The 22,267-nt window shown below is 44.3% G+C and carries 17 protein-coding genes; all 17 read left to right on the forward strand.

Going from position 1 to position 22,267, the window contains the following annotated elements; genetic code table 11:
• The first annotated feature begins 10 nt into the window (after positions 1-10).
• The 17 genes from secF to DS742_RS16025 all read left to right on the forward strand — a co-directional run bounded on the left by secF (position 11) and on the right by DS742_RS16025 (position 22,264).
• The gene (secF, locus tag DS742_RS15945; RefSeq protein WP_117417974.1) at positions 11-2,173 is read left to right on the forward strand and encodes a protein translocase subunit SecF; all 2,163 of its coding nucleotides are present in this window, start codon (positions 11-13) and stop codon (positions 2,171-2,173) included.
• Between the two features lie 208 nt (positions 2,174-2,381).
• The gene (locus DS742_RS15950; protein WP_117417975.1) at positions 2,382-2,894 is read left to right on the forward strand and encodes a ferritin; all 513 of its coding nucleotides are present in this window, start codon (positions 2,382-2,384) and stop codon (positions 2,892-2,894) included.
• 124 nt (positions 2,895-3,018) lie between these two features.
• Positions 3,019-3,774 carry a GNAT family N-acetyltransferase gene (locus DS742_RS15955; protein WP_117417976.1) on the forward strand — a complete coding sequence of 252 codons (756 nt, stop codon included), beginning with the start codon at positions 3,019-3,021 and terminating at the stop codon, positions 3,772-3,774.
• 19 nt (positions 3,775-3,793) lie between these two features.
• Entirely contained in the window at positions 3,794-4,720 is a 927-nt protein-coding gene (locus DS742_RS15960; RefSeq protein WP_170313485.1) for an AraC family transcriptional regulator, read from the forward strand.
• 142 nt (positions 4,721-4,862) lie between these two features.
• On the forward strand, positions 4,863-6,182 hold the full coding sequence (locus DS742_RS15965) for an ABC transporter substrate-binding protein (protein WP_117417978.1): 1,320 nt from the start codon (positions 4,863-4,865) through the stop codon (positions 6,180-6,182).
• Positions 6,183-6,206: 24 nt separating this feature from the next.
• Positions 6,207-7,100: a carbohydrate ABC transporter permease gene (locus DS742_RS15970; RefSeq protein ID WP_117417979.1), complete on the forward strand. Its 894-nt coding sequence runs from the start codon at positions 6,207-6,209 to the stop codon at positions 7,098-7,100.
• Between the two features lie 70 nt (positions 7,101-7,170).
• Complete coding sequence (locus DS742_RS15975; RefSeq protein ID WP_117418017.1) at positions 7,171-7,899, forward strand: carbohydrate ABC transporter permease; 729 nt, start codon at positions 7,171-7,173, stop codon at positions 7,897-7,899.
• A gap of 86 nt (positions 7,900-7,985) precedes the next feature.
• A complete protein-coding gene (locus tag DS742_RS15980) occupies positions 7,986-10,049 on the forward strand; it encodes a beta-galactosidase (protein WP_117418018.1) in 2,064 nt (687 codons plus the stop codon).
• A gap of 199 nt (positions 10,050-10,248) precedes the next feature.
• Positions 10,249-12,129 (forward strand): PrpR N-terminal domain-containing protein, encoded by a 1,881-nt coding sequence (locus DS742_RS15985; RefSeq protein ID WP_117417980.1) that lies wholly within the window; start codon positions 10,249-10,251, stop codon positions 12,127-12,129.
• Positions 12,130-12,307: 178 nt separating this feature from the next.
• Positions 12,308-13,198, forward strand: coding sequence for a 2-hydroxy-3-oxopropionate reductase (gene garR / locus DS742_RS15990; protein WP_117417981.1), 891 nt, complete (start codon positions 12,308-12,310; stop codon positions 13,196-13,198).
• Positions 13,199-13,222: 24 nt separating this feature from the next.
• Positions 13,223-14,122, forward strand: coding sequence for a dihydrodipicolinate synthase family protein (locus DS742_RS15995; protein WP_117417982.1), 900 nt, complete (start codon positions 13,223-13,225; stop codon positions 14,120-14,122).
• A 112-nt stretch (positions 14,123-14,234) separates the two neighbouring features.
• A complete protein-coding gene (locus DS742_RS16000) occupies positions 14,235-15,377 on the forward strand; it encodes a glycerate kinase family protein (RefSeq protein ID WP_117417983.1) in 1,143 nt (380 codons plus the stop codon).
• A 12-nt stretch (positions 15,378-15,389) separates the two neighbouring features.
• Positions 15,390-16,367 (forward strand): AEC family transporter, encoded by a 978-nt coding sequence (locus DS742_RS16005; protein ID WP_117417984.1) that lies wholly within the window; start codon positions 15,390-15,392, stop codon positions 16,365-16,367.
• Between the two features lie 39 nt (positions 16,368-16,406).
• Entirely contained in the window at positions 16,407-17,270 is an 864-nt protein-coding gene (locus tag DS742_RS16010) for an aldo/keto reductase (RefSeq protein ID WP_242996516.1), read from the forward strand.
• 112 nt (positions 17,271-17,382) lie between these two features.
• On the forward strand, positions 17,383-19,290 hold the full coding sequence (locus DS742_RS16015; RefSeq protein ID WP_117417986.1) for a sigma-54-dependent Fis family transcriptional regulator: 1,908 nt from the start codon (positions 17,383-17,385) through the stop codon (positions 19,288-19,290).
• Between the two features lie 149 nt (positions 19,291-19,439).
• Positions 19,440-20,768: an enolase C-terminal domain-like protein gene (locus DS742_RS16020; RefSeq protein WP_117417987.1), complete on the forward strand. Its 1,329-nt coding sequence runs from the start codon at positions 19,440-19,442 to the stop codon at positions 20,766-20,768.
• A 143-nt stretch (positions 20,769-20,911) separates the two neighbouring features.
• Entirely contained in the window at positions 20,912-22,264 is a 1,353-nt protein-coding gene (locus DS742_RS16025; protein WP_117417988.1) for an enolase C-terminal domain-like protein, read from the forward strand.
• Positions 22,265-22,267 lie beyond the last annotated feature (3 nt).

The raw sequence follows: 22,267 nt of genomic DNA on the forward strand, positions 1-22,267 counted from the left end.
AGGAAAACTTATGAAGCCAGGAAAGAAAATGCTTGCTGCGATAGTTCTGATCATTGCAGCGTTTGTTTATGTTGCTCTATTTGGAGCGGGAGAAAGTATAAAGGGAATCTTTGATATGCGGTTTGGAATTGATATCAGGGGAGGCGTAGAAGCTATTTTTGAACCTCAGAACTTAGACCGCAAACCCACTGCGCAGGAGCTTGAGTCGGCAAGAGAAGTAATCGAGAGCCGTATGGACAGCCAGAACATTGCGGACCGTGAAGTGACTGTGGACAAGGACGCAGGTTATATCATTGTACAGTTTCCTTGGAAATCAGGAGAAACAGATTTTAACCCGGAAGACGCCATATCAGAATTAGGTGAGATGGCTGAGCTGACATTTAAAGACCCGGATGGAGCCGTTTTAATTCAGGGCAAGGATGTAGAGAAGGCCAGTCCCCAGACAAATACTTCCAATGGAATCAAGACATATGTAGTAGCCCTCAGTTTTAACAGCAATGGGTCAAAGCTGTTTGAAGATGCTACAGGAAAACTGATCGGAAAAAGAATCGGAATTTATATGGATAATAATCTGATATCCAATCCTACGGTGCAGAATCAGATATCGGGAGGCCAGGCGGTAATCACCGGTATGAAAACCTATGAGGAAGCAAAGGCTCTGGCTGAGAAAATTAATGCCGGTGCACTTCCCTTCTCTTTAAAAACAACTAACTTTTCTACCATCAGCCCATCACTTGGAAACAATGCTCTGACAATCATGGTATATGCCGGACTGGCTGCATTTTTCGTGATCTGTCTGTTTATGATTGTATTTTACAAAATGCCTGGAGTGGTTGCATGTATTACGCTGCTTCTGCAGATGGTGATTCAGATGCTGGCAGTCTCGGTACCCCAGTACACCCTGACTCTTCCGGGAATTGCAGGAATTATCCTGACTCTTGGTATGGCAGTGGATACTAATATTATCATTTCAGAACGTATTTCAGATGAACTGAAGAAGGGCTCCTCTGTAAAGGGAGCTGTCATTTCCGGTTATAAAAATGCTTTTTCATCTGTACTGGATGGTAATGTGACGACTGCAATCGTAGCAGTGATTTTAATGATCTTTGGATCAGGAACGATGTTGAGTTTTGGTTATACCCTGCTGGTCGGCATGATCGTAAATCTTCTGATTGGAGTTTCCGTATCCAAGCAGCTGATTCTGTCACTGATTCAGTCTGATTTCTGGAGAAATGAGAAATGGTTTAGAATCAGAAAAGATAAAAAGGTAATTCCTTTCTACCAGAAAAAATATATATTTGCAATTATTTCAGGATTTGTTATTCTGTCCGGTATTGCTGGATGCGTTTTCTATGGTGTGAAGCTGGATACCCAGTTTAAAGGCGGTGCGGTTTTGTCTTATTCCGTTTCTGAGCAGGCGGATACCGGTAAAATTCAGGAGGCAATCGAAAAAGAGACGAAGCGTCCGGTAACGGTTCAGATAAAGGAAGATAATATGACCGGGCTAAAGCGGCTGTCTGTTACACTTGCAGGGAATGCAGGTATCTCACCGGAGGAGCAGAAGACCATAACTGATACAATCAACAGTACCATTGGAAAAAATGATGCCAGTCTTTCAGAGACTTTTGTGGTAGAACCTTATATTGGAGCAAAAGCACTTAGGAATGCGGCTATAGCTATTGTTCTGTCACTGGTATTTATTGTTGTATATGTGTGGATTCGTTTTTCCGTTATATCTGGTCTTTCTGCTGGAATAACGGCGATGATTGCTTTGGTTCACGATGTGGTTGTGGTATTATTTGCATTTGTATTGTTCCAGATTCCATTAAATGATGCATTTGTTGCTGTTGTGTTAACGATTATCGGCTACTCTATTAATGATACCATTGTGGTATATGACAGAATCCGGGAGAACAGGAAGCATGATTTAAAAATGCCGGTGGATACACTGGTTAACGTAAGCACCACCCAGACACTGGGAAGGTCCATCAATACATCCTTTACAACGGGAATTTGTGTTTTAATTCTTATGGTGGCTTCTGTTTATTTCCATATTGAATCCATTATGGAATTCTCACTTCCCATGTTCTTTGGTATCCTGACTGGATGCTATTCATCAATCTGTGTGGCAGGAACTCTTTGGGCTATGTGGGAGAAGAGGAAAGGAAAATAGTAAAATATCAGGCGGAGGCCGGGTAGTCAGTTTGTCTGACTGCCTGACTTTCGCTTTTTTTTGTATATGATATTGAAAAATATTATTAAAAATGTTAGAATATAGCAATAAACAAGTTGAGATATTGGATAGTAATTAAATTATTATTAAATATTAGACAACCTTGTTTGTTAAAATGATTTTTATATGATAAAGGAGGATTAAGATTATGCTTAACAAAGAGATTGTTGCTAAGATAAACAAACAGATTAATTTTGAACTTTACTCCGCATATGTATATCTGGATATATCAAATTATTATGCTGACCAGAATTTAAACGGGTTTGCAAACTGGTTTAAAATACAGACTCAGGAGGAGCGGGACCATGCCATGCTTTTCATGGATTATCTCCTTCAGAATGGGGAGAAGATCGTTCTTTCAGATGTTAAGGCCCCTTCCTTTGATTTCACCGATTTCCGCCAGCCGGCTGTGGAAGCGTTTGAACATGAGATCAAAGTGACGGCAGCCATTCACGATATTTACGGAGCAGCTTATGAATTAAAGGATTTCCGTACCATGCAGTTCCTTGACTGGTTTGTAAAGGAACAGAGTGAAGAGGAAAAGAATACGGATGAGATCATTAAGAGATACGATTTGTTCGGCAGCGATGCAAAGGGACTTTATCTCCTTGATACAGAACTGGCGGCCAGAGTGTATACTCCGCCGACACTGGTAATCTGATTTTACAGAGGAAGGTGATAAGATTGAAAGAAAGAGCAGTCTCTGCCGGAATGTACGTAATCATTTTCCGGCAGGGACTGCTTTTTTTGATTTTTCTACATGGAAAACAGGGGGAAGGAATTTTATGGAAATCATAACATTAACAGAGGAAACTATAGGATCGGAACATATCTGCTGTGCCATCGCCGATGAAAGAGACTGCCAGGTCAGGGCAAAAAAGAACTGGCTGACTGAACGATTTTCAGATGGACTTGTTTTTAAAAAAGGAAATGTAAGGGGGAAATGTTTTATCGAATACATTCCTGCAGAAAAGGCATGGGCGCCCGTTAATGCACCGGGATATATGTATATCAATTGTCTTTGGGTATCGGGAAAGTTTAAGGGGCAGGGGTATTCCAGCCTGCTTTTAGAACATTGTATTGCAGACAGCAAAGAAAAGGGGAAAAAGGGTCTTGTGATTCTTTCTTCGAAAAAAAAGATGCCCTTTCTGTCAGACCCGGCATATTTAAGACATAAAGGATTTCAGACCGCAGACCATGCAGAACCTTATTATGAACTGCTTTACCTGCCTTTTGAAGACGGCGGGACGAAGCCGGAATTTACACAGTCCGTAAAAGACAGAAAGCCTGGAAAAGAGGGATTTGTACTTTATTACTCCCATCAATGTCCTTTTACAGCCAAATATGTGCCTTTGATAGAACAGATGGCGAGGGACAGGGGAATATCGTTCCACGCTCACCGGTTTGAGTCTGCAAAAGAAGCACAGGAATGTCCGGCTCCATTTACCACATACAGTCTGTTTTTCAACGGCGGATTTATTACCAATGAAATTTTATCTGAGAAAAAATTTGAAAAGATTCTGTCAGATATTGTGGATTAATAAAGGGGAGAAGGAGATTGTGGCAAAACAAAGGGAAAAGGTGGAGTTTCGTTACTATGAAATCGGGGAGGATGAGCCGGTTCTTGCACTTTTGGGGGAAGACTGGATCCGGGAATATGGAAAAGAGATTAAGTGCCTTCACTTTCATAATCTGATGGAAATCGGTTACTGCCATTGGGGTACAGGGGAAGTGATTCTTGGTCAGGAGCATATCTGTTTTTCACCTGGCACGATTATGCTTGTGCCCCCCAGACTTCCCCATACCACAAACAGTGAAAAAGGTACCAAAAGCTACTGGGAGTGGATGTATGTTGATTTAGAAAAGATTGTTTCAGAGATGGACCGTTATGATCCCATGTTTCAAAAAAAATTGTTAAAAAGGATTCAAAGGGTGGGATATCTTCTGCCGGGAGAGGAAAATCCCGGACTTACCAGACTGATTCTTGGTGTTATGGAGGAGGCGCGCCAGAAGAAGCCTTACTACAAGGACTGCATCAGCGGCCTGCTTCGCGCGTGTCTCGCGGAATTTTTAAGGCTGTCTGATGACGAAGAACGGACCATGAGAAAAAGGACACACAGAGCAGTCATATCGGGGGCTCTGGATTATGTGGCGGATCACTATATGCGTGAGATCAAGATCAGTCAGCTGGCAGAGGCTTCCAGTATGAGTGAGAGCCATTTTCGCCGTGTTTTTGAAGAGAGTATGGATATGAAGCCGGTTGATTACATCAATTTAATCCGGATTCAGTATGCCTGCGAGCTATTGAAAAAAACGGAGAAATCCATGGAGGAGGTGGCTGTAGCCGTGGGATTTTTCTCAATTTCCTCTTTTAACAGGAATTTTAAAAAAGTCCTGAATATTTCTCCTTATCAATGGAAACGATCGGCAGAAAACTACGAAAGTAAACTGCTTTACTGCAGGATCAGCGCGCAAAAAGGATGGTAATAGAAATTGATATGATTGAATTTGCGCATTTTATAATTGAATATAAAAAGTTTTCAACAAAAGAATTGGTATAATGGGATTATATTCAAAAGAAATTGATCTCATAAGCCAATTTTTTTTATGAAAGAGGAGGAGTTTTGCTATGAAGAAAAAAATCGTATCACTCTTACTTGCAGGAGCCATGGTTGTTTCCTTAACCGCATGCGGAAATTCAGGAACAGCCGGACAGGCATCTGACGGAGGAAAAGAAGGAGGAGCCAAAGGTGGTAATGAACTGACTGTCTGGTGCTGGGATCCGGCATTTAATGTTTATGCCATGAATGAGGCTGCCAAGGTTTACCAGAAAGACCATCCCGATTTTAAACTGAACGTAGTGGAGACGCCCTGGGCTGATATTCAGACCAAGCTGACGACAGCTGCCACCTCCGGTAAACTGGATTCACTGCCTGATATTGTTCTTCTGCAGGACAATGCATTTCAGAAGAATGTATTAACCTATCCGGATGCATTTAAAGATTTATCAGGAAGCGGAATTGATTTTACCCAGTTTGCAAAAGCAAAAACGGCGTATTCCGTAGTTGACGGAAAAAATTACGGAGTACCGTTTGATAACGGAGCCGTAGTTGCCTGCTACCGTACCGATGTATTGGAACAGGCCGGGTATAAGGTTGATGATTTCAAGGATATTACCTGGAGCAAGTACCAGCAGATGGGAGAAGAAATATTAGCTAAGACCGGAAAACCTCTTTTATCCTGTCAGGCAGGAGAATCAGATTTAATCATGATGATGCTTCAGTCTGCAGGGGGCAGTCTGTTTGATAAAGAAGGAAAACCAAGCATGGTTGGAAATGATAAACTGAAAAAAGTTATGGAAACCTATGCTTCTCTTGTAAAAAGCGGTGTGCTGATTGAGGTTAATGACTGGGATCAGTATGTGGGAACCCTTACCAACAGCACCGTAGGCGGAACCATCAACGGATGCTGGATCATGGCAAGCATTCAGACAGCTGAGGATCAGTCCGGAAAGTGGGCAATTACCAACATGCCTAAGTTAGAGGGGGTTGATGGAGCCACCAATTATTCCAATAACGGAGGTTCCAGCTGGGCGGTGACCTCTGCATGCAAGAATCCGGATCTGGCTTATGATTTTATGGCTAAGACATTTGCTGGAAGCACTTCCTTCTATGAGACCATTCTTCCTAAGTCCGGTGCTCTTTCCACCTATTTACCGGCTGCACAGAGCAAGGTCTATGGAGAACCTCAGGAATTTTTCGGCGGAGCGCCGGTTTATTCCACAATTACCGATTTTGCATCAAAGATTCCTTCCAACAACACCGGCGTTTATTATTATGAGGCCCGTGATGCAGTGGCAACTGCAATTACCAACGTAGTTGGGGGAGCAGATATTGATGCAGAAATTAAGACTGCAGAGGATACGGTTAATTTCGCAATGGGTAAATAGTGAGTCAGGGAGGAGGCATTACCAGTGGGCAATTCAAAGAAAAGGTTGTCATTAGGCCAGAAGCAGAGCCTGGCAGGCTGGGCATTTTTAACTCCGGCGGTTTTATTTATCGCAGTCATGAGCTTTCTGCCTATGATTCAGGCGTTGTTTCTGTCATTTAAAACAGGAGCGGGTGCCAATTTAAAATGGACCGGCGTAACCAATTATGTCAGAATGTTTCAGGATCCTGTGTTCATGCAGGCTTTAAAGAACAATTTCATTTATCTGATCATACAGGTTCCGATCATGCTGATTCTGGCCCTGATCCTGGCCTCTTTGCTCAATAATAAAGATCTTCGGTTTAAGGGATTATTCCGTACGGCGATTTTTCTGCCCTGTGCTACCTCCCTGGTATCCTATGCGGTAATCTTCCGTTCTCTGTTTGCGGTGGATGGACTGGTGAATACCGTTCTCATAAAACTTGGATTTTTGTCAACCGGATATAATTTTCTTGGCCACGCAAACAGCGCCAGAATCGTGATTATTCTGGCACTGATCTGGAGATGGACCGGCTATAACATGGTATTTTACCTGTCCGGCCTGCAAAATATTGAGTATTCCATTTATGAGTCGGCAAAAATTGACGGAGCTTCTCCTATACAGTCTTTCTGGGGGATTACGGTACCGCTTTTAAAGCCAACGATTCTTCTGACAGCAATTATGTCAACCAATGGCACACTGCAGCTGTTTGATGAGTCTGTGAACTTAACCTACGGCGGGCCTTCCAATGCCACCATTACCATGTCACACTATATTTATAATGTATCGTTTAAATATGTACCGAATTTTGGGTATGCAGCATCAATGTCTTACTTAATCCTGTTCCTGGTAGCAGTTCTGGCATTTTTGCAGATGAAGGTAGGTGATAAACGTGACTAAAGGAAAGAAGTTTCTGGCATATGGCTTTTTAACGGTCGTCTCCATACTTTCCGTTTTTCCTCTGTACTGGATGATGGTTGCGGCTACCAACAAAAGTGTGGCCGTATCACGGGGAACCCTGATATTTGGAACGGAGCTTTTAAATAATACGAAAAAGCTGTTTGCTTCCCAGAATGTTGGAGCGGCACTGGGAAATTCATTTAAATATTCCATTGTCATGACACTGGTTTCTCTGTTTATCTGCTCCATTGCAGGATATGGCTTTGAAATCTTTCATGACAAGGCAAAGGACCGGATCATGAGCATTATTTTACTGGCAATGATGGTTCCGTTTGCTGCAATTATGATTCCCCTGTATCAGATGTTTTCCAGGGCGAATTTATTAAACAGCACACTTGGGTTTATTCTTCCCAGTATTTCGACTCCGTTTTTAATTATGATGTTCCGCCAGAGCGCCAGGTCTTTTCCAGTGGATATTATGGAGGCAGCGAGGCTTGACGGGTTAAATGAATTCCAGATTTTCTGTCTGATGTTCGTGCCTACCATGCGCTCCACTTATGCAGCAGCCATGACGATTACTTTTATGAATGCATGGAACAGTTACTTATGGCCCAAAGTAATTATGTCTGATGCCGGCAGCATTACCATGCCTATGATGGTGGCTAACTTAAAATCAGGTTATGTGACAGATTACGGAACCCTAATGCTTGCTGTACTGTTGTGCACCATTCCTACCGTGATCGTTTTCTTCCTCCTGCAGAAAAGCTTTGCGGAAGGTATTACGGGGGCTGTCAAATAAGGAAAGGAAAACAAACAGGCGTGGTGGCTGGAATTCTGAAAGGGAAATCCGGCTGCTGCGCCTGTTTTCAGAAAGGAACAGATAATATGAATCAAACTGGTATCTGGTACGGAGGAGATTATTATCCGGAGCAGTGGCTTAAGAGCCCGGATATACTCAAACAGGATATAGACTATATGAAACAGGCAGGAATTAATACAGTGACCATGGGGATGTTTGCCTGGTCCTTTCTGGAGCCGGAAGAGGGAAGATATAATTTTGGCTGGCTGAAGGAGCGGGTGGATGAACTTTATAAGAATGGGATATATACCATTATGGGAACACCTTCCGGAGCCCGCCCCAAATGGCTGTCTGACAAATATCCGGAGGTGCTGCGGGTGGATGATACCGGGCGGAGGCAGCTTTTTTCCGGTAGGCATAACCATTGTTTCACTTCTCCCGTATACAGGGAAAAGGTGAGAAAGATCAATAAGGAACTGGCGGGGCAGTTTGCCTCCCATCCCGGTATTCTTATGTGGCATATCTCCAATGAATACGGAGGGGAATGCCACTGTGCCCTGTGCCAGAAAGCCTTTCGCCTGTGGCTGAAGAAGAAATATGATTCCATTGATGAATTGAACCGCAGGTGGTGCACGGCATTCTGGAGCCATATCTACCAATCCTTTGACCAGATCGAAAGCCCGTCATCCATTGGTGAGACTATGGTTCATGGGCTGAATCTGGACTGGAAGCGTTTTGTAACCGAACAGACTACAGACTTTGCAAAATGGGAAGTGGATGCTTTGCGGGAAGAAGGAGCAGCACAACCTGCTGCTGTAAATCTGATGTATGATTACAAAGGGCTGAATTATCATAAATTATCAACTGCTGTAGATGTGGTTTCCTGGGATTCCTATCCGCTGTGGTATAAAGAAAAGGAGATTTTTACAGCCAGGGATAATGGCTTACAGCATGATTTTATGAGAAGTTTAAAAATGAAACCATTTCTTTTGATGGAATCCTGCCCCAGTGCAACCAACTGGCAGGGAGTCAGCAAGCTGAAAAAGCCGGGGCTTTTAAAACTGGCGGGGCTTCAGGCCGTTGCCCATGGATCGGACAGCGTACTATATTTTCAGATTCGTCAAAGCAGGGGCTGTTCTGAAAAATTTCATGGTGCTGTGATTGACCATTACGGAGGAGATGACACCCGGGTATTTCAAGAAGTAAAGGAAGTTGGCAGGGAACTTGATTTGCTGGGAGAAATAGCCGGTACCTCTGTACGGTCTAAAGCAGCTGTTATATATGATGTGGAAAACCGCTGGGCCTTGGAAGATGCACAGGGGCCCAGAAACAAAGGACTTTTCTACCATGAGGTATGCACAAAAATCTATTCCGCCATTAGAAAAGCCGGAATCAACGTTGATGTAATATCTATGGATGAAAACCTTGAAAAATATGATCTGGTTGCTGCTCCTATGCTTTATTTATTTCAAAAGGGCATGGAGCAGAAAATCAGGCAGTATGTCGGGAGCGGGGGCTGTTTTTTGACCACTTACTGGTCTGGGATTGTGGATGATGGGGACCGCTGCTTCCTGGGCGGTGTACCTTATGGGCTGAAAGAAGTTCTGGGGCTGCGCAGTCAGGAAGTAGATGCTTTGTTTGATGGAGAAGTAAACCATATGGTACCGGCCGGAGGGAAAGGAAAACGGTATGAATGCCGCTGTCTTTGTGATCTGGTTCAGTTAAATGACGCAGAAACTCTAATGGTTTATGAGGATGATTTTTATCAGGGGTATCCGGCGTTTACAAAGAATTCATGGGGGAAGGGAACGGCTTACTATGTCTGCGCGGATGCAGAGCAGGAGTTTTATAATGATATATTCCACAAACTCACAGAAGAAGCCGGAATAAAGCCTCTTTTAAACGGAACCATCCCGGATGAACTGGAAATAACCTCCAGAGAGTCCGCCGGGGTCGAGTATATATTTGTACAGAATTTTTCCCGTAATGAGATAATACTGGAGAAGCCGCTGCTAGAGGATTTATTACAGGGAACCATACTGACGGGAGATATAACAGACAGCGGCGGGATCAATGGTTATGGAACTGTGGTAATAAGAAGAAAGTTAACTGCTGAAATGGCTGACGGGGAGAAAAGGACAATATCATAAGAGGAATTAAAAAAGGTGGCTCAGGAGAAAGAGTCAGTTTTGGAATAGGCAACAGCCCTGAAACTGTTTTTATATCGTTTCAGGGCTGTTTTATGATATACTGTCTGGGAATAATCATAAAAAACAGATAGAAAATGGACACCGTCTTTTACTTATAGTAAAATGGACCAAACAGGATAAACAGAAGGAAGGAATCCGTATGGGAAAGATTGCGTTGCTTGTTTCCAGAGAAGAGATGATTTATCAGGCGCATAATATTCTTCAGGAGAAAAACCATGAGATCGGGGAAATGAGGGTAATTAAGACAGAGGATGCGGTTTCTGAAGCCCGCCAGTCCATTGCGAACGGTGCGTCTATCATCATCGCAAGAGGTCTTCAGGCTTCTCTCATGAAGCAGTACACTGACATTCCTGTAGTGGAAATCGTCATAACTGCCCAGGAGATGGCTCTGTTAGTGAGCAGGGCAAAGCAGATTCTAAAAAAGGACAATCCGGTCCTTGGTGTGGTGGGATTTAAAAACATGTTTTGTGACATGTCTTATTTTGATATCATTTATGGAATTGAAATGCGGACTTATTTTGCAGAAAAAGGGGATCTTCTGGAGGATATGGCGAGACAGGCAGTCCGTGACGATGTGGATTTGATCATTGGAGGGGATACGGCTGTGGGGATTGCAGGAGAGAGCGGTATCCCTTCCCTGTTTTTGTCCAACACAGAGGATTCCATGAGAAACGCCCTGTCTATGGCGGAAAGTGTCGATTATGCCATGGGCGTGGAAAAACGCAATGCTGCCCAGATCGAGACGCTTCTGGATTATTCTTTTAACGGAGTGGCGAGGCTTGATGCGTCCGGAAGTATTGTGGATATCAACGCAATCATGGAAGACATTCTGGAGAAAAAGAAGGAGGAAGTTCTTTTAAGACCGGCGGGTGAGGTGTTCCCTGAACTTTTGGGCGAACCCTTCCGCCAGGTGCTGGAATACGGAAAAGAATCCTATTCCCTCTTTATGGAGATCAGCCGGACCTCTGTGTTTGCCATTGTGGCGCCGGTGGTGATTGAAAAAAAGGTAGAGGGAGCCATACTCACCTGTCATCGCATGAAACGAAAACAGCATAAGGGGCTGGAGGTAAAGGGAAAAAGTCAGTTAAGAGGAGCAGGAGCACTGGGGGAATTCGGGGATCTTTTACAGGAATCGAAGAATATGCAGGACTGTCTGCGCCTTGCCAAGCTGTATGCCCTTACGGAAAAGGCGGTTTTCATTACCGGCGAGCCGGGAACAGAGAAGCAGCTTCTGGCTCAGTGTATTCATAATGCCGGGCTTCATAAAGACGGACCCTTTGTCAACGTATCCTGTGACGGGCTGGGAGAAGAGGCACAGTATGACATGATATTTGGGGATAAGGGCGCAGCTGCCCAGGCTAAGGGAGGGTCCCTGCTGATCGAAGATATACAGGCTTTAACGAAAGCAAACCAGTACAGGCTTTACCAGCTGATCCGCCATAAGCACAGGCTGGGAAGAGAAGGGCAGCGGTATGCCGGAGCAGAGGTCAGAATTATGGTGACAGGGACGGTTCCTTTATCTGAACTTGTTAAAAAGCAGGATTTCCGGAAAGAACTGTATTATCTTCTTGAGGGATTGACGGTCACCATTCCTCCCTTAAGAGAACGGAAAGAAGACCTGGAGTTTAAGATAAGGGAAACAATCAGGGACTGCTGTGAACATTACTCCAGGTTTCATGTGCTGACAAAAGGCGCCTGTAAAGTGCTGCTTGATTATCCATGGAAAGGCAATTTGATCCAGGTGGAGAATTTTTGTGAACGACTGATACTGACAGCGGAAAAGAGGAGTCTTGACGAAGCTGCGGTGGAAGATCTTCTCACTGAAATGTATCCAGATGAAAGCAGTGTGGAAAAAGAAGACCCCGTTATAAAAAATGCAGAAGTTCCATACCCCCTGGAAGCCGGTGAAATTAAGAATACACTTTTAAAACTGGGAGGAAACCGGGAAAAAACAGCGAAGGAGCTGGGAATCAGCAAGGCAACATTATGGAGAAAAATGAAAAAATATCATCTGGAATGAAATTAAAGTGAAATGATAATGATACGAAAATGAAACAATAGATAATTTGTATAAAGAAAGTCCCTCCATTCGTTAATTCCGCCCATAGCAGAACCTCTGATTATTATCTATAATCACAGCAGAGATGGGAAGTACCCATCGGTCACTGTAAACAGAATGAAAAAGTGAGGGAAAGCATATGAAAATTGGATTTATCGGTTTGGGAATTATGGGAAGACCTATGGCAAAGAACCTGTTAAAGGCAGGTCATGAATTAGTTGTATTTGATTTTAATAAAGAAGCAGTAGCAGATCTGGTTTCAAACGGTGCAGCTTCCGCTGAAACCGGAAAAGATTTAGCTTCCCAGTGCGGCGTTGTGATCACCATGCTGCCAAATTCTCCACATGTAAGAGCGGCAGTTTTAGGCGGGAACGGCGTAGCAGAAGGCGCAAAGCCTGGAACTGTAGTCATTGATATGAGCTCCATTGATCCAACTGAGAGCAGAGCCATCGGCGCTGAACTTGAAAAGCTTGGAATTGATATGCTTGATGCTCCGGTATCCGGCGGAGAACCAAAGGCTATTGACGGAACTTTATCTGTAATGGTGGGCGGAAAGAAAGAACTGTTTGACAAATATTATGATATGCTTATGGTTATGGCAGGATCTGTTGTTTACGTTGGTGAGCTTGGCGCAGGAAATGTGGCAAAGCTGGCAAATCAGATTGTTGTTGCGGTTAATATCGCAGCTGTATCAGAAGCTCTTACCTTCGCTAAAAAAGCAGGAACGGATCCGGAACTTGTATATCAGGCGATCCGCGGCGGTCTGGCCGGTTCTACCGTTATGGATGCAAAAGCACCTATGATGCTTAATAGAAACTTTAAGCCAGGTTTCCGCATTGAGCTTCACATCAAGGATTTAAATAATGCACTGAATGCAGCTCATAATGTAAGTTCTCCCGTTCCATTAACAGGCCAGTTAATGGAGATTATGCAGGGACTGAAAGCAGACGGTTTTGACAAAGAGGATCATTCCAGCATCGTGAAGTATTACGAGAAAATTGCAAATACAACTGTAGAACCGCAAAAATAAGCCGGACGGAGAGGACAAAAAAACATGAATACAGATTTTATTAAAGGCGTTATTGTGCCAATCCTTACGCCCATAGACGAAAATGAGCTGATTGATGAAGCAAAGTTAAGGGATCAGGTTGATTATGTCATTAACGGCGGTGTGCTTGGCATTCTGGCATTCGGGAGCAACGGAGAGTTCTACGCAGTGGAAGATGATGAGATGGAACGCGGGCTGAAAATCATGGTAGATCAGGCTGCCGGAAGAGTTCCCGTATACTTTGGCATCGGCGCCATCAGTACGAAAAAATGCTGCCATCTGGCTAAGATGGCGGTAGAAAACGGCGCTGCAGGCATTTCCGTTCTTCAGCCCATGTTTTTAAAGCCTACAGAAACAGAACTTTATAATCATTTTAAAACAATAGCAGAATCTGTACCGGAAACACCAATGCTGCTTTATAACAATCCGGGACGTGTGGGATATACCATGTCCGCCGGTCTGGTTGAGCGTCTGGCAAAGGAATTCGATAATATCATCGGCATGAAGGACACCAGCGGTGATATCACCCAGACAGCAGAATTCATTCGCAGAACCCGCGGAACAGACTTTAAAGTATTCGGCGGAAAGGATACACTGTTATATGCATCCATGTGCCACGGCGCAGTAGGCGGCGTATGTACAGCTGCCAACTTTATGCCGGAGCTGATTACTGATGTATACAACAAATTTGTGGCCGGTGATCTGCAAGGCTCTCTGGAAGCACAGTTTAAGTTAAACCCGGTGCGCCTTTCCATGGATCCGGCAAGCTTCCCGGTAGCGGCCAAGGATATGGCAAATTTAAGAGGAAGAAACGTTGGACTTCCCTTTAAACCCAATGTTGCCACTCCGGAGGGACCGGTTCTTAGCCAGATCAGAAAAGAGATGGAAACAGCGGGGCTCATTTAGAAATAAGAGGTCGTTACGGGAAACATTGATATAAGAAAGAAGGCAGGCTGGTGGCTGTTGATAGGCTGCCGGCCTGTTTTTCGTTTCAGGCGTAAGAGGAAAGGGGCAGGCGATGAAATTTTTATTTGCATCTGATTCATTTAAAGGATCCTTATCATCTGTGGAGATTGTTGGAATCCTCACAGAAGAAGCAAAACGTATATTTCCGGATTGTGAGTGCAGCGGAGTATCTGTGGCAGATGGAGGGGAAGGAACCATAGAGGCTGTGATTGATGCTATGAATGGGCTAATCCGGACCGTATCAGTACACGGTCCGCTGATGGAAGAAACTACTGCGGTGTATGGAGTGTTTGATGGCAGCCATGCAGTGATCGAGATGGCAAAAGCTTCCGGACTTCCCATGGTTCCGTCAGAAAAGAGAAATCCTCTTTATACCACTACCTATGGGACAGGGGAGCTGATTAAAGCTGCTTTGGATGAAGGGTACAGAAATATTGCCATTGCAATCGGCGGTAGTGCAACCAATGACGGAGGTATGGGTGCCATGACGGCTCTTGGTGTGAAATTCCTTGATAAAGCAGGGAACCGGCTGACTGGTTACGGCGAAGATTTGGGAAAAGTGGAACGTATTGATATAAGCGGACTTCACCCGGCTGTGAAAGAGACAGAATTTACTGTGATGTGTGACGTAACGAATCCGCTGACTGGGCAAACCGGCGCAACCTATACCTTTGGAAAACAAAAAGGGGGTACTCCTGAAATCCTTGACCGGCTGGAAAAGGATATGAAATCCTATGCAGGTAAGCTGTTTGAACTGACCGGTATTGATGTGGACCAGATTCAGGGAACCGGAGCAGCGGGAGGGCTTGGAGCCGCTTTAAAAGTATTTCTAAATGCTAATATGAAATCAGGAATTGAAACTGTCCTGGATCTGATTCAGTTTGATGCTTTGTTAGAAGGGGTGGATTTAGTCGTTACCGGAGAGGGCAGAATGGACTGGCAGTCTGCCTTCGGAAAGGTTCCAAGCGGAATTGGTCTGCGGTGTAAAAAAAGAGGTATTCCGGCTGTTGCCATAGTAGGCGGCATGGGGGATGGAGCCGAAAAAATCTATGAATACGGAATTGAAAGCATAACTACAACCATTCAGGGAGCAATGTCCATAGAAGAGGCAATGGAGCGGTCTGTGGAACTATACCGGGGAGCGGCACAGCGCACGTTTCGTATGCTGAGAGCCGGGATGAGTCTGAAAGGATAAAAAGGGGAGAAAATGGATGTAACCGGATTATGGTCTCTTCAGTGCATGATGTTTCTGCTCACTGGAGCAGGTGCCATATTAAAGAGGAAAGGTGTTTTAAAGGAAGCAGGAAAGACGGTGCTTACAGATGCCGTGCTGTATTTTTTTCTGCCCTGCAATATCATCAATTCCTTCCGCATGAAATTTGACAGTAAAATACTGCTCCGGTTCGGGGCAGTTCTTTTCCTGTCTGTTTTTGTACAGATAGGAAGCTATATTTTAAGCCGGATCTTGTATAACAAAAAGCCGGATTCTGTAAAAAGGGTTCTTCAGTATGCAACCATAGTTTCAAACTCCGGGTTTTTAGGTCTACCCATTGCAGAAGGAATTTATGGTGCGGAGGGGATGATGTATGCTTCTATATTTATCATTCCCATGCGGATTATGATGTGGTCAGCAGGAATTGCATGCTTCACAGAAAGTCCTGATTTTAAGTCAGTAGTGAAAAAAATTGCATTTCACCCCTGTATTGTAGCCGTTTATATCGGCCTGTTTCTGCTTTTGTTCCAGGTGCCCATTCAGATATTAAATGCAAATCTCATGGCTCATCTGCCCTCCGTTGTCCATACCATAACGGGTATTCTTGGTCTGGCACTTGACAGGGCCGTCCGTTCGGCGGGAAGCTGTACAACGGCTCTGACTATGCTTTTAATCGGAATGATGCTTTCTGAGGTGAGTTTTAAAAGCCTGTTTCACCGGGATGCTCTTTTTATATCCCTTATGCGGCTGATTATTCTGCCTTTTTTTACCCTGGCATTGTGCAGAATATTGAAGATGGAGAATTATCTTACGGCGGTCTGCGTACTGATGACCGGGATGCCGGCAGGGAGTACTTCAGCCATACTTGCGGCAAAGTATGACTGCGATTATGTATTTGCAACGAAATGTGTGGTAATATCCACACTTTTATCCATGCTTACAATTCCTTTCTGGTCCATGGGATTTTCATGAAAAATTTTCATGGTGAGAGAAGGAGAACAGGAGGAGAAAATGGTAATTAGGAAACAAAGTGTTATGCTTCCGGACGGAACTGCCGTACCGTCTCTGGGACAGGGAACCTGGTTTCTTGGAGAACGAAGAAACAGGAGGAAGGAAGAACTGGACAGCTTAAGGGCCGGAATTTCAGCCGGGATGACGCTCCTTGATACGGCTGAGATGTATGGTGATGGAAAAGCGGAGGAACTGCTTGGAGAGGCCATACAGGATTTTGACCGCAGCAGCCTGTTTCTTGTGTCCAAGGTATATCCCCATAATGCAGGCAGAAAGAATATATTTAAAAGCTGTATTAAGACACTTGAACGGCTGAATACGGATTATCTGGACTTATATCTTCTGCACTGGAGGGGAAGTATTCCTTTAAGTGAGACTGTGGAATGTATGGAGCAGCTGAAAAAAGAAGGGAAGATCAGGCGCTGGGGAGTGTCAAACTTTGATACTGCTGACATGAAGGAGTTATGGAGTGTTCCTGGAGGGAATAATTGTCAGATCAATCAGGTCCTTTATCATGTGGCTTCCAGAGGAATTGAATATGATTTAATTCCATGGCTGGAAGAACACAAAGTTCCGGTCATGGCTTATTGTCCTCTGGCACAGGCGGGTGATTTAAAACGGGGCCTCTATGAGAATCCGGCACTGATCCGTATCGCAGATGCACATCAATGTACGGTTTCCAATATTCTTCTTGCTTTTGCAATCCGCAGCAAAAATGTGGTGGCAATACCCCGTACGGGAAATAAGGACCATGCACTTGACAATGCAAAAGCATGGGAAGTGAATCTGACACAGGACGAGCTTATAGAGATAAACCGGGCTTTCCCTGCGCCGGTGAAAAAGACGTATCTGGATATTGTGTAATTTTGGTTTACTCCGTCTATCCTTTGCGAATCCAATGATTTTAAGTTGCTTGTAATAATATTATTCTGCAGTTACAATAATAGAAATAGAAATGATGGAAGCGAGGTAGGAAATGGAACGGATTGCAATTCTGCTTCCAAGGCAGACAATTTTAGAGTATGCAAATGCAGTCCTGGATAAAGAGGGGACAAAGGTCCAGATTTTAAAAGTTGTGGAAAATTCAAGTGCAGTTTCGGAGGCTAAGGCTGCAGTGGAGGCAGGAGTCCGCGTCATCATCGCCAGGGGGCTGCAGGCCACGCTGATTAAGGAAAATATAAATGTGCCGGTAGTAGAGATGCCCATTACTGTACGTGAAATCGGATTCATGATTCTCAAAGCCAGAAATATGCTGAAAAAAGACCACCCCTCTATCGGAATTATCGCATTTGAAAATATGTTTGAAAGCCTGGATGAACTGGACGAGCTGTTTGATTTTGAACTGCATTTTTATAAACTGACTGAGCTGGAAGAAACGAGAGGCTTAGTCAGCCAGGCGATTAAAGACGGAGTGGACTTAATTATCGGCGGAGTAAAAACGAACCAGATTGCTTTTGAAATCGGATTTCCCAGTCTTTTTATGGAAACAGGTGAGGAATCCATCCGCAAGGCGTTTCAGATGGCAGTCCATATACTTGAGCTTGCGGAACTGGAAAACCAGAATAAGGCTCAGCTGGATACGCTTCTTGATACATCCTTCAGCGGTATTATTAAAATTAATGCTTATCAGGAGATTGTGGCAATAAACCGGGTGATCGAGCAGCTGCTGGGAAAATCATCTGCTGAGGTAATCGGTTTTCCCATTGATAAAGTATTTGACGGAATTGACGCAGAGGGCATAGATGGAATTTTAAGCGGAAGAGAGGAGCTTTATTCCACTTCCTTTTCCATAAAGGATCAGCTGCTGATGGTGATTGGAGCGCCAATTCAATATGACGGACATTACAGCGGAGCCATACTGACCTGTCACAAGGTACGTTCGGCAGAGCGGGGCGAAGGACAGAGTTCAGGAACTAAGCTGATGAATGGCCATCATGCTCCCCGTAATTTCTTTCACATTTTAAGAGAGTCAGGAGAAATGAAACGGTGCATCAAACAGGCAAGGTCCTATGCCATTTCCAGAAATCCGGTATTGATTTACGGGGAAACCGGTACAGAAAAAGAGATACTTGCTGAAGCGATTCATAATAACAGTCCCCAAAAGGGAGGCCCGTTTATTGCAGTGAATGTAAGCTGTCTTTCTCCGAAAGAGCAGAAAGAGGTGTTGTTTGGCTTTGGAGAAGAGAATAAAAAAAAGCAAAAAGGAGCTTTGGAAGCAGCAGAATTTGGTACCGTATTTTTAGAAGAAGTGGACTGCTTATCCTTAGAATGCCAGTATCTGCTTTTTAAAGCGGTTCATGACCGGCTTTTCTGGGAACAGAATTCAATGATAAAACGGGTCCTGTCTGTTCGGCTGATTGCTGCTGCGGGAAAGGAACTGTCATATCTTGTAAAGCAGGGAAATTTCAGGGAAGATTTATATTTCTACCTGTCTGCTTTAAAGATCAGCCTTCCCCCGCTTCGAAAGGAGCCGGAGGAAATCCGCCGCTTTACCGGACTTTATCTCGACAAATATAATGCAGCCTATTCCAGGTATGTGGAAATCAGCGAGGCTGCGTTAAAAGTAATGGAGGAATATTTCTGGGAAGGAAATTTACTGCAGCTGGAAAGTTTTTGTGAGAGGCTGGTGTTATCAGCTCACAGAAGAAAGGCAGAAGAGGGAATGGTGCAGAATCTTCTGCAGGAACTGTATCCGGTTATCAGGGAAGAAAACGGAATCAGCCAGACAGTAAGAAGCCAAAACCCGGAAGCTCTCCGCATAGAAATGCTTCTGGAACGCTGCAAAGGAAGAAGAACTGAGGTGGCAGAGGCAATGAATATCAGCACAACAACTTTGTGGAGAAAAATGAAGCGCTACGGAATTGGAGACTGGGATTGCAATTGATTGCAATCCCTTTTTCATTTTCTGAAAGAATAAGAAAGATGACAAGAAAAATGGGACAGGGTTGGTATGTCTGCCAATAGAAGAAGTACTTCCATACCGGTATAATTAAGTTATGTTCAAAGATGATCTGTGATAAAGGAGAATGTATAATGATACCAGTAATAACCAAAATGGAAGTATATCCGGTAGCGGGAAAAGATTGTATGGAGCTGAATTTAAGCGGAGCTCATGCACCGTTTTTCACCAGAAACATTGTGGTTTTGTATGCAGATAACGGAGAAATGGGAGTAGGAGAGGTACCTGGAGGGAAAAAAATTACCAATGCACTTTTAGAGTGTGTTCCCATTGTAACAGGCACAAAGATCAGTGAATATAAAAGCACGCTTTTAAAAGTGAAAGCACATTTAGATTCCAAAGGGGAATCAGACGTAAGAGGAAATCAGACGTTTGATTTACGGACAGGAGTTCACGTAATTACAGCCATTGAAGCCCCCTGTCTTGATCTTCTGGGTAAATATTTAGGCGTTCCGGTCTGTGAGCTTTTAGGGGAAGGAAAGCAGAGAGACAGCGTGCGGATGCTGGGGTATCTGTTCTTTGTTGGAGACAGAAACAAGACGGATCTTCCATATGACTCAGAGCCGGACGCTGACTGTGAGTGGTACCGGATCCGTCATGAGGAGGCCCTCACTGCTGATCAGATCGTGGCTTTCGCAAAAGCAACCAGGGAAAAATACGGATTCCAGGACTTTAAGCTGAAAGGCGGCGTGCTTCCTGGAAATGAAGAGATGGATGTAATCCGGGAATTAAAGAAAGCATTTCCTGATGCACGTATTGATCTGGACCCCAACGGGGGCTGGCTCCTTGAAGAAGCGGTGGAATATGTAAAGGGAATGCAGGGCATTTTAACTTATTGTGAAGATCCATGCGGAGCAGAAGGGGTTTATTCCGGAAGAGAGATTGTCAGCGAATTCCGCCGCCGCACAGGCTTCCCCACTGCAACGAATATGATTGCAACGGACTGGAGAGAGGTAGGACATTCCCTGGAATCCCAGGCAGTAGATATCATACTGGCTGATCCCCATTTCTGGACAATGAGCGGTTCCGTCCGCGTTGCACAGATGTGCCATGATTTTGGTTATACATGGGGCTCCCATTCCAACAACCATTTTGATATTTCCCTTGCCATGTTTACCCAGGTTGGAGCAGCAGTTCCGGGTGAGTACAATGCACTGGATACCCACTGGATCTGGCAGGAGGGCTTAGAGCGTCTGACAAAAGAACCTCTTAAAATCGAAAACGGCTGTATTCAGGTTCCGAAGAAGCCGGGACTCGGTATTGAAGCGGATATGGAACAGATTAAGAAAGCCCATCAGCTGTATCTTGAGCACTGTCTTGGCGGAAGAGATGATGCCATAGGTATGCAGTATCTGATTCCCGGGTGGAAATTTAACCCCAAAAAACCCTGCCTTGTTCGTTAATTTAACGGATTATTACTGTTTCTTATCGCTGCAATCGGTATTAATTATTGGATTTATTGAGCGGTCATTGGTATAATGCGTATGAAAGTAAGAGGAAGTGAAATAAAAATGTGCAATATAACCAAAGGAAGGAAATAAAAGATATGAAGTACTCAGGAACACCGGTTGTTACAGAAATGCAGGTTATTCCGGTAGCGGGCTATGACAGCATGCTGATGACTTTGAGCGGAGCTCATGCACCCTGGTTTACCAGAAATATAGTAATTTTAAAGGACAGCGCCGGAAATACGGGAATCGGTGAGATTCATGGAGGAGATTATACCTGTGAAGCGTTAAGAAGCTGCACCCCTCTGGTAGTTGGACAGCAAATTGGAAAATACCGGAGTATATTAAATTCAATTCATAAAGCGTCAACCAAAGCGAAAGAGGATGACGGGGAAGGAATACAGACCCTTGATATCAGCAAGCTGAAATTCGTTGTAAAAGCGGAATGGGCCATTGAATGTGCACTTCTTGATCTTTTGGGGCAGCATTTGGGACTGCCCATGTGTGAACTTTTAGGAGAAGGAAAACAGAGGGATCAGGTTGAGACGCTGGGGTATTTATTCTATGTCAGCAAAAAAGAAAAGGCTGCACCGGAGCTTTCCTATCTGGATGAGAGTAACAGCAAAGATCCGTGGTTTCGCCTGAGGCGTACCCAGATGCTTACTCCGGAACAAATCGTAGAACAGGCAGGTGTTCTTAACGGAAAATACGGATTTAAAAACTTTAAGTTAAAGGGCGGTGTGCTTTCAGGTTCCGAAGAGATGGAAGCGGTACGGGCGCTGAAACAAGCATTTCCTGATGGCCGTATCAATATAGATCCCAACGGTGCATGGAGTTTAAAAGAGGCAATTGAGCTTTGCAGGCCAATGGAGGGAATCTTATCCTACATAGAAGATCCCTGCGGCCCGGAATCCGGTTTCTCCAGCAGAGAGATTATGGCGGAATTTAAAAATGCCGTTAACCTTCCGGTAGCCACCAACATGATTGCAACAGACTGGAGACAGTTTTATCACTCAGCAGCATTAAAAGCGGTGGATATCGTTCTGGCAGATCCTCATTTCTGGGGATTTTCGGGAAGCGTGAGAATGGCTCAGATTTTAAATGACTGGGGGCTGACCTGGGGAAGCCATTCCAACAATCACTTTGATATCACTTTGACAGCGTTTGCCCATGTAGCAGCTGCAGCACCGGGAAATCCAACAGCACTGGATACCCACTGGATCTGGCAGGATGGGCAGAATCTCTTAAAGGATACTCCGGCTATTAAAAACGGTTACTTAGAGGTACCTGATAAACCGGGACTGGGAGTGACGATAAACATGGAGCGGGTAATGGAGGCGAATGGGTTGTATAACAGCCTTTCCTCCCATGACAGGGATGACGCTCTGGCGATGCAGTACTTAATACCTGGCTGGAAGTATGACTGTAAAAAACCGGCATTGGTAAGATAAAAG

This window comes from Lacrimispora amygdalina (genome assembly GCF_003432035.1).
GTDB classification, from domain to species: Bacteria; Bacillota; Clostridia; order Lachnospirales; family Lachnospiraceae; genus Lacrimispora; species Lacrimispora amygdalina.

What these genes read in the sequence shown, in the direction of transcription:
- DS742_RS16015 (WP_117417986.1), top strand. Translation starts at nt 17,383, where the DNA reads ATGGAACGGATTGCAATTCTGCTTCCAAGGCAGACAATTTTAGAGTAT.
- DS742_RS15980 (WP_117418018.1), top strand. Translation starts at nt 7,986, where the DNA reads ATGAATCAAACTGGTATCTGGTACGGAGGAGATTATTATCCGGAGCAG.
- DS742_RS15995 (WP_117417982.1), top strand. Translation starts at nt 13,223, where the DNA reads ATGAATACAGATTTTATTAAAGGCGTTATTGTGCCAATCCTTACGCCC.
- DS742_RS16020 (WP_117417987.1), top strand. Translation starts at nt 19,440, where the DNA reads ATGATACCAGTAATAACCAAAATGGAAGTATATCCGGTAGCGGGAAAA.
- DS742_RS15965 (WP_117417978.1), top strand. Translation starts at nt 4,863, where the DNA reads ATGAAGAAAAAAATCGTATCACTCTTACTTGCAGGAGCCATGGTTGTT.
- DS742_RS15985 (WP_117417980.1), top strand. Translation starts at nt 10,249, where the DNA reads ATGGGAAAGATTGCGTTGCTTGTTTCCAGAGAAGAGATGATTTATCAG.
- DS742_RS16010 (WP_242996516.1), top strand. Translation starts at nt 16,407, where the DNA reads ATGGTAATTAGGAAACAAAGTGTTATGCTTCCGGACGGAACTGCCGTA.
- DS742_RS15975 (WP_117418017.1), top strand. Translation starts at nt 7,171, where the DNA reads ATGATGGTTGCGGCTACCAACAAAAGTGTGGCCGTATCACGGGGAACC.
- DS742_RS16000 (WP_117417983.1), top strand. Translation starts at nt 14,235, where the DNA reads ATGAAATTTTTATTTGCATCTGATTCATTTAAAGGATCCTTATCATCT.
- DS742_RS16025 (WP_117417988.1), top strand. Translation starts at nt 20,912, where the DNA reads ATGAAGTACTCAGGAACACCGGTTGTTACAGAAATGCAGGTTATTCCG.
- garR (WP_117417981.1), top strand. Translation starts at nt 12,308, where the DNA reads ATGAAAATTGGATTTATCGGTTTGGGAATTATGGGAAGACCTATGGCA.
- DS742_RS15950 (WP_117417975.1), top strand. Translation starts at nt 2,382, where the DNA reads ATGCTTAACAAAGAGATTGTTGCTAAGATAAACAAACAGATTAATTTT.
- secF (WP_117417974.1), top strand. Translation starts at nt 11, where the DNA reads ATGAAGCCAGGAAAGAAAATGCTTGCTGCGATAGTTCTGATCATTGCA.
- DS742_RS15955 (WP_117417976.1), top strand. Translation starts at nt 3,019, where the DNA reads ATGGAAATCATAACATTAACAGAGGAAACTATAGGATCGGAACATATC.
- DS742_RS16005 (WP_117417984.1), top strand. Translation starts at nt 15,390, where the DNA reads ATGGATGTAACCGGATTATGGTCTCTTCAGTGCATGATGTTTCTGCTC.